This is a genomic window from Catenulispora yoronensis, assembly GCF_039531695.1.
Taxonomy (GTDB): domain Bacteria; phylum Actinomycetota; class Actinomycetes; order Streptomycetales; family Catenulisporaceae; genus Catenulispora; species Catenulispora yoronensis.
Genome location: NZ_BAAAQN010000027.1, coordinates 81,040 through 94,023, shown reverse-complemented (window position 1 = coordinate 94,023; position 12,984 = coordinate 81,040). Strand labels below are relative to the sequence as shown.

12 protein-coding genes are annotated in these 12,984 nt (G+C 72.1%); 6 read left to right on the top strand and 6 right to left on the bottom strand.

Annotation, left to right across the window (positions count from 1 at the left end; all coding sequences use genetic code 11):
• Positions 1 to 142 precede the first annotated feature (142 nt).
• The 4 genes from ABD481_RS22430 to ABD481_RS22415 all read left to right on the top strand — a co-directional run bounded on the left by ABD481_RS22430 (position 143) and on the right by ABD481_RS22415 (position 6,108).
• Positions 143 to 376 carry a hypothetical protein gene (locus ABD481_RS22430; RefSeq protein WP_344667690.1) on the top strand — a complete coding sequence of 78 codons (234 nt, stop codon included), beginning with the start codon at positions 143 to 145 and terminating at the stop codon, positions 374 to 376.
• A 211-nt stretch (positions 377 to 587) separates the two neighbouring features.
• Positions 588 to 2,966 carry an ATP-binding protein gene (locus tag ABD481_RS22425; RefSeq protein WP_344667689.1) on the top strand — a complete coding sequence of 793 codons (2,379 nt, stop codon included), beginning with the start codon at positions 588 to 590 and terminating at the stop codon, positions 2,964 to 2,966.
• Between the two features lie 87 nt (positions 2,967 to 3,053).
• Complete coding sequence (locus ABD481_RS22420; RefSeq protein WP_344667688.1) at positions 3,054 to 3,542, top strand: hypothetical protein; 489 nt, start codon at positions 3,054 to 3,056, stop codon at positions 3,540 to 3,542.
• 151 nt (positions 3,543 to 3,693) lie between these two features.
• Positions 3,694 to 6,108, top strand: coding sequence for a lamin tail domain-containing protein (locus tag ABD481_RS22415; RefSeq protein ID WP_344667687.1), 2,415 nt, complete (start codon positions 3,694 to 3,696; stop codon positions 6,106 to 6,108).
• A gap of 68 nt (positions 6,109 to 6,176) precedes the next feature.
• On the opposite strand, the gene ABD481_RS22410 is transcribed toward ABD481_RS22415, so the two are convergent.
• Positions 6,177 to 6,674: a GNAT family N-acetyltransferase gene (locus ABD481_RS22410; RefSeq protein WP_344667686.1), complete on the bottom strand. Its 498-nt coding sequence runs from the start codon at positions 6,672 to 6,674 to the stop codon at positions 6,177 to 6,179.
• A 108-nt stretch (positions 6,675 to 6,782) separates the two neighbouring features.
• Between ABD481_RS22410 and ABD481_RS22405 the strand changes: the two genes are divergently transcribed.
• The gene (locus tag ABD481_RS22405) at positions 6,783 to 7,118 is read left to right on the top strand and encodes a DMT family transporter (RefSeq protein WP_344667685.1); all 336 of its coding nucleotides are present in this window, start codon (positions 6,783 to 6,785) and stop codon (positions 7,116 to 7,118) included.
• A 28-nt stretch (positions 7,119 to 7,146) separates the two neighbouring features.
• Positions 7,147 to 7,461, top strand: a complete 315-nt coding sequence (locus ABD481_RS22400; protein ID WP_344667684.1) for a DMT family transporter — start codon at positions 7,147 to 7,149, stop codon at positions 7,459 to 7,461.
• 51 nt (positions 7,462 to 7,512) lie between these two features.
• Here the strand turns inward: ABD481_RS22400 and ABD481_RS22395 are convergent, their stop codons facing one another.
• From ABD481_RS22395 to ABD481_RS22375, 5 genes are all read right to left on the bottom strand, one after another.
• Positions 7,513 to 8,745, bottom strand: coding sequence for a porin PorA family protein (locus tag ABD481_RS22395; protein ID WP_344667683.1), 1,233 nt, complete (start codon positions 8,743 to 8,745; stop codon positions 7,513 to 7,515).
• A gap of 479 nt (positions 8,746 to 9,224) precedes the next feature.
• Positions 9,225 to 9,464 (bottom strand): hypothetical protein, encoded by a 240-nt coding sequence (locus ABD481_RS22390; protein ID WP_344667682.1) that lies wholly within the window; start codon positions 9,462 to 9,464, stop codon positions 9,225 to 9,227.
• Positions 9,465 to 9,495: 31 nt separating this feature from the next.
• Positions 9,496 to 10,410 (bottom strand): phosphate ABC transporter ATP-binding protein, encoded by a 915-nt coding sequence (locus ABD481_RS22385; RefSeq protein WP_344667681.1) that lies wholly within the window; start codon positions 10,408 to 10,410, stop codon positions 9,496 to 9,498.
• 9 nt (positions 10,411 to 10,419) lie between these two features.
• Positions 10,420 to 11,496 (bottom strand): sortase, encoded by a 1,077-nt coding sequence (locus tag ABD481_RS22380; RefSeq protein WP_344667680.1) that lies wholly within the window; start codon positions 11,494 to 11,496, stop codon positions 10,420 to 10,422.
• On the bottom strand, positions 11,493 to 12,815 hold the full coding sequence (locus ABD481_RS22375; RefSeq protein WP_344667679.1) for a WxL protein peptidoglycan domain-containing protein: 1,323 nt from the start codon (positions 12,813 to 12,815) through the stop codon (positions 11,493 to 11,495). The genes ABD481_RS22380 and ABD481_RS22375 overlap by 4 nt, the downstream gene beginning before the upstream one ends.
• Positions 12,816 to 12,984: the final 169 nt, after the last annotated feature.

The window sequence follows — 12,984 nt, the reverse complement described above, 5'->3', positions numbered from 1 at the left end:
GCCCCGGTGGCGATGACGGGATCGGAACCGGTTCCTCCCCGATCCGCCGGGAGAAACCGTCGCATCCCGCATTCTGACACTGCACAGCGTGATGATGTGGTGCAGTCAGCGAAATCGTCGGCGGACTTCAGGAGGACTCGACGTGTTGTCGACGCAGGGGTTGGAGAACTGGGCCGTCGAGTTCATCCAGGCCGACGGGGAGAAGCGGTCGGTCCGCGAGGGCTTCGCCACCCAGGGGGACGCGGAGTACTTCGGACAGTGCACGTGGGCCGGCCCGAACGGGCGCGGTATCGAGGAAGTGCGAGTGCGGCAGCTGCCCCGGGGGAACTGGCAGGCGGTCTCGCCGGCCTCGGTGTGCGGGGGGATCCGACTCTGACGATCGGTGACGGGCGGCCGGTCTGATCTCCGCCTGCGCAGGCGCTGCCCACCGCAGTGTTCAGGGCTTGCCAGGTGGTTCACGGGCCTTCGGGCCCGGCCGGACCTCCGCCCGCCACACCGGGGCGGCCCGGCCGGGTCCGAAGGCGTTCCGGCCCGGAGGCGCGACCCGCCCTTCCTTGCGACTTCGATCCCTGCGATAGGTCGGTACTGTGACCGGCACGGAGATCGGCACTGAGACCGACACCGGGACCGACATCGGGACCGGCCCCGACACCGGCCCGGAGACGGGCCCTGACATCGGTCCTGAGTCGGGCCCTGACACGAGCCCCGGGACGAGCCCCGCGGCCGGCCGGATGATCGGCGCCTTGATCGGCTCCGGGGTATCCTCGGCCATGGCACCGACCGCACCACCCGCACCACCCGCCTGGCTGCCCAGGGACCTCCCGGACTTCACCGGCCGGGCCGAGGACGTGGCCGCGGTGTCCGAGGCGCTGACCCGGCCGGCCGGGGCGGCCCCGCCGATCGTGCTGCTGGCCGGGATGGCCGGGATCGGCAAGTCGGCGCTGGCGGTACACGTCGCGCACCGGGTCGCCGCGCACTATCCGGACGGTCGGCTGTATGTGAACCTGCGCGGGGCCGGCGACGACCCGCTCGATCCGGCCCCGGTGCTGGCCGCGTTCCTCGCGGCGCTGGGCGTCGACCCGGCGCGGATCCCCGCGGCGGCCGAGGAGCGAGCCGCACTCTTCCGGTCGTCGATCGCTGATTCCCGAGTCCTGATCCTGCTGGACGACGCCGCCGACGCCGAGCACGTCCGGCCGCTGCTGCCCGGCACCGGCGGCTGCGCGGTGCTGATCACCAGCCGCAACCGGGCGTTCGGCCTGCCCGGTACGGAGGTGCGGCTGCTCGACTGCCTGAGCGCCCAGGAGGCGGAACTGCTGCTGGGCGCCCTGATCGGGGCCGAACGCGCACAGGCCGAGCCCCAGGCGCTGGCGGAGCTGGCGGGCGAATGCGGACGGCTGCCGCTGGCCCTGCGGATCGCGGGGGCGCGGCTGGCGGCCCGGCCGGCCTGGCCGGTGGCGACGATGGCGGAGCGGCTGGCCGACGAGCGCCGGTCGCTGCGGATGCTGCGGACCGGCGGGGAGTCGGTGGAGGCGGCGTTCGCGGTGAGCTATCGCCAGCTGGACGCGGCGCGGCAGCGGGCGTTCCGGGTCTGCGCGGTGCCGGACGTCCCGGACTTCGACACCGGGCTCGCGGCGGCGGTGCTGCGATGTCCGGCCGTCGAGGCCGAGGAGCTGCTGGAAGGTCTGGTCGACCTGGGGTTGCTGGGCTCGGCGCGGCCGGGCCGGTACGCGTACCACGATTTGATGCGGCAGTACGCGCGCGCGATCGAGGACCCGAGTACTCCAGCCCCCGACGCCCAACGAACAGTGACGGCGGCGACCGAGTATCTGCGCGGTGGGGCGGTGGCGGCGTACGAACGGCTGCTGCCCGGCGACATGCTGGTGGGGAAGTTCACGGTCTTCGCCTCGTACACGGCGTGTACGGCCTCGTTCGCGGCGCCGCCCCCGATTTCCTTCGCCGACGCGACAGAGGCATTCAACTGGTTCGCGACCGAATACGCGGGAATCGCGAGCCTGCTCCGTCAGGCTGTCGCGTTCCCGAATTCGTTGGCCCGCGCGGCCGAGGTGGCGGTGGCGGCGTCGGCATACCTGGCACCGACCGTGCGCTGGCTCGAAGCCGAGGAGACTCTCAGGGCCCTGCTCGCGGCGGCCGACGCGGCGGACGACCAAGTGGCGCGGGCCTGGCTGTGCTACGCGCTGACCCAGGCGCTGAACTTCACCCACCGGTACAAGGAGGCGGAACAGTTCGGCACTCTCGGGGAAGAAGCGTGCGCGGCGGCGGGAGCGCAGTGCGCGGGGCTGTTGAGCTGTCTCCTGCTCCAGTCCGCGGACTCCGCCATCTCGGTCGACGACCACGACCGGGCCCTGGACGCCGCGTCCCGGGTCGCCGAGCTGGCCGCCGCGACCGACGACCGGCCGATGGCGACGTGGAGCCGGCTGCTGCTGGCCGAGGCGCATCGGGGGCTGGAGCAGTGGACGGAGGCCGAGGCGGAGCTTCGCGCGGCCGTGGCCGGGATGGACCTGCTGGGCGAGCGGCGCGGGCTGACGGCGGCCCGGTCGGCGCTCGGCGACCTGCTGTACGCGCGGGGCCGCTTCGCCGAGGCCGAGCTGGAGCAGCAGGAATGCCTGGCGGAGAGCGCCGAGGACCCCGCCCTCGCCGACGGCGAGCCGGTGTTCCGGTACCGGCTGGCCCAGGCGCAGCTGGCGGGTGGGGCGCCGGCGCGGGCCCGGGAGTCGGCGCTGCTGGCGGTGGCGGCCGCGGAGGCGGTCGGCGAGACGTTGGCGCGCAGTCGCGCGTACGAGGTGCTCGTGGAGGCGCTGAGCATGCTCGGGGAGTCCGAGGCGGCGAAGCGCGCGGCGGCCGCGGCTGCCGGCACGGCTCAGGGCCTTGCTTCGGCCACGGCTTCGGATCCGGCTTCGGCGCCGCCTCCGGATCCGGACCCCGGCCCTACTCCGTCAACCTCCTGACTCCCCGTTCGGCCGTATCCGCGGATACCGCGCCCCCGGGCTGGAAACCTCCTCGGTACCGACTCTCCCTTCGAGGAAGGACCCTGCGTGCGCGCTCCCACCCGTCCGGCCGCCCTGCTCGCCTCCGCGCTGCTGTGCGTCGCCGCCCCGCTCGCCGTGGCCGCTCCGGCGTCCGCCGACCCCTCCCCGGCCCCGAGCCAGTGCGGCGGCACCCTGTCGGACTACGTCGGCGTCGACGCGCCGGACACCGCCTTCACCGGCTACGTCGACGACTACGGCGTCCGCACCCCGCTGACCGTCACACCGCTCGACGTGGACGGAGCCGTCCGGGCCGAGATCCAGCCGCCGGACGCCGATCCGGACAGCGTCACCGCGGTGGTCTCGACCGCGGCGGTCGAGAAGGCGTGGAACGGATCGCCGATGTTCGTCTTCAACACGCCGCGCGGCGCGGCCGAGAGCGACAGCCTGGAGTGCGCCACCCCGGCGCCGGGCAGCGCCACCCGGGTCACCCGGATCACCGGGACCGTGCTGGTGGGACCGGACCATCTGGAGTCGTTCGTCCTGGCCCGGCCGTGAGGCGCGGGGGCCGGAGGGCCGCCCCAATCTAGGTGAGAACTTGCAACGTCAGGACCGCACATCAGCACCTGTTGTCCTTGTCCTGGATGCGCACGGTTCGCGAAGATGCCGAACACTGTGTGCCGATCCAGACCCCTGACGAGGAGAACCCGTGTACAGGACTCGTGCTCGTGCACTGACCGCCGCCGCGATCTCGGCCGGCACCATCGCCGCCCTGCTCGCGCTGCCATCCGCGCAGGCGACAGTATCCACCGACGTTGTGGTGAACGAGGTCTACGGTGGCGGCGGCAACTCCGGCGCCACCTTGAAGAACGACTTCATCGAGCTGCGCAACACCGGCTCCGCCCCGGTGTCGCTGGCCTCGTGGTCGGTGCAGTACATCTCGGCCGCACCGGGCGCCACCACCACCTGGCAGGTCACGAACCTGTCCGGGAGCATCGCGCCCGGCGCCACGTACCTGATCGGCGAGGCGGCGGGCGCCGGCGGCACCGCGGACCTGCCGACGCCCGACGCCACCGGCGCCATCAACATGAGCGGCACCGCCGGCACCGTCGCGCTGGTCACCTCGCAGACCGCGCTGACCTGCAAGACCGCCGCCGACTGCGCGGCCGACGCGAGCATCAAGGACCTGGTCGGCTACGGCACCGCCGTGGTCCACGAGGGCACCGCCGACGCCCCGGCCGCCACCAACACCACCTCGGTGGCGCGCGGCGCCGCCGGCGCCGACACCGACCAGAACGGCGCGGACTTCACCGCCGGCGCCCCGACGCCGACCCCCGGCGGCTCCGGCACCGGCGGCACCCCCGAGCCCGGTCCGCTGCGCATCCACGACATCCAGGGCGCCGGCTGGGTGTCCCCGGTGAACGGCCAGACGGTGACGAACGTCCCCGGCATCGTGACCGCGCTGCGCACCAGCGGTTCCAAGGGCTTCTGGATCCAGGACCCGACCCCGGACGCGAACCCGGCCACCAGCGAGGGCTTGTTCGTGTACACCAGCTCGACGCCGACCGTCGCGGTCGGCGACTCGGTGCTGGTCTCCGGCAAGGCGCAGTCCTACTACCCGCTGGCCAGCGGCGACACCGTGGCCAGCACCTCGAACCTGTCGGTGACCGAGATCGGCACCGCGACGGTGACCAAGGTGAGCAGCGGCAACGCCCTGCCGGCCCCGATCGTGCTGTCGGCGGCGAACGTGCCGGCGACCTACGCCCCGGACCTCGGCGGCGCGAACATCGAGAGCACGCCGGTCACGCCGACGCGGTCGGTGCTGGACTTCTACCGCTCGATCCAGGGCATGCGGGTCGAGGTCGACGACGCCCGGGTGGTCGGCCCGTCGGACAAGTACGGCGAGCAGTACGTGACCGTGAAGCCGGACGAGGCCGCCACCTACCGCGGCGGCTCGGAGCTGCTGGGCGAGAACCAGACGCCGTCCGGGCGCCTGGAGGTCGTGGCGGCCGACGGCAGCAACCCGCAGGTCAACGTCGGGGACGTGCTGACCGGCGCGACGGTGGGCCCGATCGACTACTCGCAGTACGGCGGCTTCCTGATCGCCGCCTCCGCCCTGGGCACGGTGCAGAACAACCACCTGGCCCCGGTGGTGGCCGCGGCCGATCCGGTGAAGCAGCTGTCGGTGGCCACGTACAACGTCGAGAACCTGGCGCCGTCCGACCCGGACGCGAAGTTCCAGCGCCTGGGCAGCGGGATCGTCACGAACCTCGCCACGCCGGACGTCGTGTCGCTGGAGGAGGTCCAGGACAACAGCGGCGCGACCGACGACGGCACCGTGGCCGCCGACCAGACGCTGACCAAGCTGACCGCGGCCATCGTGGCGGCCGGCGGCCCGCAGTACGCGTGGCGGGAGATCGACCCGGCCAACGACAAGGACGGCGGGCAGCCCGGCGGGAACATCCGGACGGTCTTCCTCTACAACCCGGCGCGGGTGAGCTTCGTCGACGCCGGCGCGGCGGACGTCAACCGGACCACGACGAGCACCCAGGTGACGACCCAGCACGGGGACCCGGCGCTGACGCTCTCGCCCGGGCGGATCGACCCGGGGAACCCGGTCTGGAACTCCAGCCGCAAGCCGCTGGTCGGGCAGTTCCGCTTCCGGGACCACGACGTGTTCGTCATCGCCAACCACTTCGACGCCAAGCTCGGCGACCAGAACCAGGACGGGCGCTTCCAGTTCCCGGCCCAGTCCTCGGCGCTGCAGCGGTCCGGGCAGGCCCAGGTCGAGCACGACTTCGTGCAGAAGCTGCTCGACGCGGACAAGAAGGCCGACGTGGTGGTGCTCGGCGACCTGAACGACTACCAGTTCAGCCCGGCGCTGAACTCGCTGCGGACCGGGACCTCGGACGGCACCGGGCCCTCGATCCTGACCGACCTGATCAGCACGCTGCCGACGAACGAGCAGTACACGTACGTGTACGAGGGCGTGTCGGAGGTGCTGGACCACATCCTGGTGAGCAAGGGGATCAAGGACCTGAGCTACCAGGTGGTGCACGTCAACGCCGAGTACGCCGACCAGGCCAGCGACCACGACCCGCAGGTGGTGCGGATCAAGGTCTGACCCGAACGGCGGGGCCGGCGGGGGCCGGCGCGGGGCCGCCCGGTGGTTGTCACCGGGCGGCCCCGTCCTCAGTTCTCGAACCGGAACCGGACCCGCACCGTGGGGGCCGGGACGTCCGGCGGACGCCCCTCGGCCCGCACCACCGGCCCGACCGCGACGGCGTCGACCAGGCGCGGCCAGAACCGCGCCGCCGGCGTGTTCGCGACCAGCCAGGACAGCGTCCACCGGCCCGGATGCCGGGCCAGGACCATACGGACGGCCTGGGCCGCGACGCCCTTGCCCCGGTACCCGCGCACGATGAAGAACTCGGCGAGATTCCAGGCGCCCTCGTCGCCGGGCACGTCGTTGCGCACGAGGGCGAACCCCGCGGGCCGGCCGCCGACCGTGACGAGATAGGCCTCGCGGCCCAGGGCGGAGAAGTAGCTGTCCAGCCAGGGGAAGTCGAACAACCCGTGGGTCGACAGCTCCAACGGTTCAAACTCCGAAGAGTCATGCAGGTACAGCTGCATCAGGCTGGCGATGACGGGTTTGTCATCGGGGCCCACGAAACGAACGTCGACGTCCACGGATCCATCATCGCAGCGCCGGAGCCGGCCGCTTGACAGCGAAGTACTTGCACGCGCAAGATCTTAGTCCAAGATATTTGTACGTACATGCAAATTGATGGAGCTCTCATGGCCTGGACCTACCTGCTCGTCGCCTCGGTCTTCGAGGTCGTATTCGCTCTCGCGACCAACGCCACCCACGGTTTCACCGAGCTGGGGCCGTCGCTGCTGACGGCCGCCGCGGCCGCCGGCGGCATCTTCTTTCTCAGCCTGGCTTTGAGGTCCCTGGACGTCGGGGTCGGCTACACCGTGTGGACCGGGATCGGCTCGGTCGGGACGGTGACGTTCGGATCAGTGCTCTTTCACGAGACGATCACGGCCGCGAAGGTGGCCGCCTTCGTGCTGATCATCGGCGGCGTGCTGGGGCTGAAGATGGCGGACAAGCTCGCCACGGCGAAGGCCTGAGGCCGGAGAAGGGGAAAAGGAGACCGACATGGCCTGGATGTATCTGTTGATCGCCGCCGTCTTCGAGGTGGCCTTCGCCTTGGGGACCAACGCCACCGAAGGCTTCACCCGGCTGCGGCCCTCGGTGCTGACGTTGCTGGCGGCGGCGGGCGGGATCTACACGCTCAGCCTGGCGCTGCGGACGCTGGACGTCGGCGTCGCCTACACCATATGGACCGGGATCGGATCGATCGGCACGGTGGTGCTCAGTGCTCTGATCTACAAGGAGCGGATCACGCTGCCCAAGGTGGTCTCGTTCGGGGCGATCATCGCGGGGGCGATCCTGTTGCGCCTTGCGGGGTGAGGCCGCGGTCCGGGCCGAATCGATCGGCCCGGACCGTTTGGGGTTGTGATGCTAGGCGTCGGTGCTCTTGGGCTTCTCTTCGCTCTCGGGCTGGTCGGCGTCTTCGGCTTCCTCGGCGTCTTCAGCGTCTTCGGCTTCCTCGGCGCTCTCGGCGTCTTCGGCGCTCTCGGCATCCTCAGCGCTCTCGGCGCTCTCGGCGCTCTCGGCCTCCGTGCTCGCCGCCTCACCGGCATCCGCCGCCGGGGCCTCGACCGTCGCGGAGTCCGTACTCGGAGCGGCGGCGGCCACGACGGGCGCGCCGCGACGGCGCCCCAGCACGACCGCGCCGACCAGCAGCGCGAGCGCGATCACGGCCAGCGCCGCCGGGGCGAGGTCGCCCTCCCACAGCATCCGCGACTGGTTGTCCTTGGACTGCTTCACCGAGTCCGCCACGCCTTCGGGCGAGTACTTGGTGTGCACGTCCAGCACCGCCGTCAGCGGCACCGCGCCCAGCTTGGACTTCAGCTGCGCGGTCACCGTCTGCTCGTTGTCGGCGTCGAGCGTGGTCCCGTCGAACTTGTCGATCCACATCGTGCTCTTGGTGGTCGACGTGTAGATCAGCGGGACGTCGGTGCCGTCCTTCGGCAGGATCAGGGACAGCGCCGAGGCCTGGTCCGGGGCGACCGCCGCGGCCAGGCCCTTCAGCACGTCCTGGCTGATCGACGGCGGCAGCTTGGCCGCTATGCCCTGGTCCGCGAGGGGGCCGGTGACGTCCACCGTGTAGACGTAGGCGGTGCGGCCCGCGTGCTTCTCGGTACGGACGTACTTCGCGGTCGCCTGCTTGCCGGTCCCGCCGTCCCAGTAGGGGTAGTCGGCGGCCTTCGGGGCGAAGGGGAAACCGACCGCGAGGCCCTTGTGATCCACGGCCGTCACGCCGGCCGGCGTGGCGGCCGGGAGCAGCGTCTTGCGGTCCACGGCCCAGTTCACGCTGGAGTTGCCCAGCGCGGGGGCGGCCGGACCGCTGGTCGTGGTGACGTCGGCGATGACCGCCGTCGACCCGTGCATCGACGAGGTCTTGAAGTCCTCGACCGCGGTGAACGGCACATCCTTCTGGAAGGCGTTCGCCAGATCGCCGCTCCCGAGCGCCTGCGGATTCAGGAAGCTCGCGGTACCGGAGTAGTGGTTGACCGTGTGGGTGTCGGACTGCGCCTGTTCGGCGTCCGGAACCACGACGAAACGGATGTAGGCCGCTGCGGCCGCGCATACGACGGCACCTGCCGTGAGGGCGATGGCTGCCTTGCGCATCAAGCTCTACCAGTGCTGTCGGTTCGCATCATGCGCAGACTCAAGCGCCATGCACAGCAGGTGTCAACGGTAGGAGCAAGATCCGCCGAAGCCAAGACGGGTGAAGGTTACGCAAACCCGGCGTAAATTCGAAGCACCGTCCCAGTCAGATGACCCACTTCGATCATCCGGGGCGCCGCACCAGCCGGGACACGCTGAGAGGCTTGACGGCGGGGGTCGGCGGCTGGGGTCGGCGGCGGGGGTCGGCGGCACCGACACCCCGAACCGCCCGCCCCAAACACCGATCCCCCGATCCTCACCATCGCCGCGAACCACCGAAGCAAGCCGTCGAGCTGTCGGCCGAGTCGGGCCGAGCCCGGCCGGAGCCGGAGCCGGAGCGAGTCGAGCCGGAGCCGAGTCGAGCCGGGGTCGCCGCAGCCGGGTTCTCGCTCAACCAGCCAGGCCCGGAAACGGCCGTCCCGGGCTGACCGCGAGGTCCGTCACCAGCCGGTGAGTCTCATGACGCCGGTACCCCAGCCCGGCGGCCCGGTCGCGCCGGTCGCGCCCCCCGCCCCCGGCGCCCCGCCGTCCAGCGTTCTCGCCGCGCCGCGTCCGCAGCGTCCCTCGGCGTTCGCGGCCAGTCGCGCGGTCGCCGTGCGGGCGCTGCCGAAGAACCGGCAGGTGCCGGAGCAGGTGCCGGATGCGATCGCCGGGCCCGTCGTCGTCACGGTGGTGTTCACCTGCCTTCCCAACGGGCCCCGGCGTGGGGCGCTACCCGAAGCGTCCGTTCACGTAGTCCGAGGTACGGTGGTCCTGGGGGTTGTCGAACATCGCCGAGGTCGGTCCGTACTCGACGATCCGGCCCGGGGTGCCCTGCTCGGCGAGGAAGAACGCGCACTGGTCGGACACTCGGGCGGCCTGCTGCATGTTGTGCGTGACGATCACGATCGTCACGTCCAGTGCCAGCTCGCCGATGGTCTCCTCGATCCGGCGGGTGGAGGTCGGGTCCAGCGCGGAGCAGGGCTCGTCCATCAGCAGCACGCGGGGGCGCACCGCCAGCGAGCGGGCGATGCACAGGCGCTGCTGCTGGCCGCCGGACAGCGCGCCGCCGGGCTGGTCCAGGCGGCCGCTGACCTCGCGCCACAGGCCGGCCCGGGTCAGCGACTCCTCCACCAGCCGGTCCTTCTCCTCCCGGCCCGCGCGACGGCCGGTGAGCTTCAGGCCGGCGACCACGTTGTCGTAGATGGACATGGCCGGGAACGGGTTCGGCTTCTGGAACACCATGCCGATCGCCGAGCGGGCCTCGGTGAGCCGGCGCTGCGGGTCGTAGACGTCGGAGCCGTCCAGCAGCACCCGGCCGGCCAGCGTGGCCTTCGGCACCAGCTCGTGCATCCGGTTCAGGATCCGCAGGAAGGTGGACTTGCCGCAGCCCGACGGGCCGATCAGCGCGGTCACCATGCCGGGCGGCATGTCCAGCGACACCCGGTCCAGGACCTTGCGGTCGCCGAACCAGGCCGAGATGGCGTCGGCGTGCAGGTGCCCGCCGGCCGGCGGCCGGCCGGGGTGCCCGGTCTCGCGCACCGCCAGGTGCGGCACCAGCGAGTTCTCGGCGGGCGCCGGGTCCAGCTGCACGGTGTCGGCCAGCGAGGACGCCGGCGCGCCCGGGGACAGGATCTGGTCAGGCATGTTCGTTCCCTACATCACGTTGGGCAGGAGGCGGGCGGCGGTGTCGGCGACGGCCAGGCCCAGGGCCAGCAGGACCGGGCTGCCGACCAGCCAGGCCTGGCGCCCGCCCCAGCGCGCGCGCAGCCAGGTCACGACGACGGCGACCAGCACCAGCGCCTGGCCCCAGAGCACCAGCGGCACCCAGGCCGAGCGGTCGGTGGAGGAGGCGTCGTCGCCGGGCTGGCGCTTGGCCACGTCGCCGGTCGGCTGCGCCTTCCCGTCGTCTACCAGCACCGCGTCCACCCGCAGCAGGTCCTGCGGCAGGTACGGGTTCCCGGAGGTGGTGATCAGCACCAGCCGGACCGGGGCCCGCAGGAACTCCGGCGGGATCGGGTCGCCGGGCTTGCGGACGTCCACCACCTTGAACTCGTTCTCGCCCTGCGCGGTCGTGACCTTGAACTGGATCCCGGCCTGGAGCTGGTTCAGGTACTGGAACGGCCCGCCGTAGAGCGCGCGCCGGCCCAGGATGACGCTGCCGCCGACCTGCCCGGGCAGCACCGTGTCGCGCCGCAGCCCGGGGCCGGCCATCAGGTCGCCGGGGGTGGAGCCGTAGCGCACCACCTCGCGCAGGCCGATGCTGCTGATCTGGAGCAGCGCCACCGGGGCGCCCTCGGCGACCGGCTTGCCGTCGACGTCCAGGGCGCCGGTCGGCGTGGTGCCGTTGGCCAGGTTGTAGCGCAGCGCGGCGTAGCCGACCTGGCGGTCGCGGTCGTGCCGCAGCTTGCCGACCACCGTGGCGTCGGCCAGGAAGCCGACCATCACCGCGCCGAGGATGGTCAGCGCGGTGCCGACGCCGAGGAAGGAGGCGCGCCGCTTGGAGTCGCGCAGCGCCGGATAGATCCCGCGCAGCGACGCCAGGCCGAAGCGGCCGGACCCGGGCTGCCGCGCGGCGAACGGGCCGATGGCCGGGTTGAGTCCGGCGCTGACCCCGAGGCTGACCCCGGCCGAGCGGCGGCCGCGGCGCCACCGGCCGGGCGGAACCTCGGGCTCCTCCGGCGGGGGCGGCAGATCGGTCTCCGGGGAGGCCGCGGTGGTCGGTGCGCTCACGCCTTCGCAGCCTTCTGGGCCACCGGCCCGGTCCCGGCCCCGGCCGCGGTGTCGGCACCGGCCTCGCCGTCGCCATCGCCGTCGCCGTCGGCCGAAGCCTCGGAAGCCTCGGAAACCTCGGACGCCTCGGAAGCCGCCGCCGGATCGGCCTTCGCCGCCTTCTCAGTGGCCTGCTTCGCCGCGGCCTCGGCGGCCAGCTTCTCAGCCTTCTGCGCCCGCGCGGCGGCGGACTTGGCGGCGGCCTTGCTCACCGGGAGCGGCGCGCCGGAGGCGATCAGCCGGGCCCGGCGCTTGCCGCGCAGCCACAGGTAGAACAGGCCGATGACGACCACCAGCACCAGCAGCTGGGACCACGGGACCGGCGTCATGTCGGCCGTGCCGGAGCTGCCGATCGCCTTCGGGTCCAGGTCGCCGGGCAGCGCCTTGGGGTCCACGTCGATGTGCGCGGTGGCGCTGAACGCCGGGAAGATGCCCTTGACCTTGGTGGTCACCCGCACCGAGTTGCCCGGCAGCAGCTGCTCGAAGTCCTTGAGCCCGTCGGCCTTCACGGTGCCGCCGAGCGGGGAGGTGACGTGCACCGACTGCGCGGCGCCGAGCCGCACGTTGCCGGTGTTGGTGATCAGGTACGTGATGTCGGCGGTGCCCGAGCCCAGCGGGTTCCAGGTGCCGTGGTAGGTCGCGACGGCGTGGGTCACGGCCAGCTGCGCCTTCAGGTCGCCGGCCACCCGCAGGTAGATGCGGCTGCCGACGCGCTGCTCGACGTTCACCCGGTTGCCCTTGCCGTCGGTGCTCGGCATGGTCAGGGCCGCCACGATGCCGGCCGCGTGGTCGCCGGGGGTGGCGTTGGCCGGCACGGAGAGCGTGAACGGCAGCTCGACCTTGGACTTGGGCGGCACGATCTGGAACGGCTTGGGGTCGTCGAACTTCACCCAGGCGCCGGAGTCCTTCGGGGGTTCGGCGCTGGGCCGCAGGTCGAAGCCGCCGTCGGAGGTGTTGATCGCGTCGTTGGCGTAGACGTGCAGGGTCAGCGGCTGGTCGCCGAAGTTGGACACCACCACGGTGTCCTTCACGCTGGCGCCGGCGTTGGCGTTGTAGCTGAACGCCGCGCGCTCGTTCGGGTTGGGCTTGGGCTGGATGCCGAACGTCGAGGTGCCGGGGGCGTGCGCGACGGCCGGCAGCGCGGTGCTCGCCGACGACGCGGACTGCGACAACGCGGACTGCGACGACGCGGACGGCGCAGCCGCCGCGGCGGCGGTGCTGAGCGGGATCAGGACGGCCAGGCCCGCCGCCGTGAGAAGAGTGGTGATCCGGGAAGCCACTTCGCCCTCCTGTTCCTGAGGTCTTTCTCGGGGATGTTCTATGGTGAAGAGGGGTCAGCCGAGCAATTGGAGTGCCCGGCTGACCTTCTCTCTCTTTACGCGACGGCCGTTCGGCTTCCTCGGTCACGAATGACCGTGGTGACAGCGCACGCTCCGGCCGTCAGCCGAC

Bases quoted from the DNA above. Each gene is read 5' to 3' on its own strand.
- ABD481_RS22400 (WP_344667684.1), top strand. From the start codon at position 7,147: ATGGCCTGGATGTATCTGTTGATCGCCGCCGTCTTCGAGGTGGCCTTC.
- ABD481_RS22405 (WP_344667685.1), top strand. From the start codon at position 6,783: ATGGCCTGGACCTACCTGCTCGTCGCCTCGGTCTTCGAGGTCGTATTC.
- ABD481_RS22385 (WP_344667681.1), bottom strand. From the start codon at position 10,410: ATGCCTGACCAGATCCTGTCCCCGGGCGCGCCGGCGTCCTCGCTGGCC.
- ABD481_RS22395 (WP_344667683.1), bottom strand. From the start codon at position 8,745: ATGCGCAAGGCAGCCATCGCCCTCACGGCAGGTGCCGTCGTATGCGCG.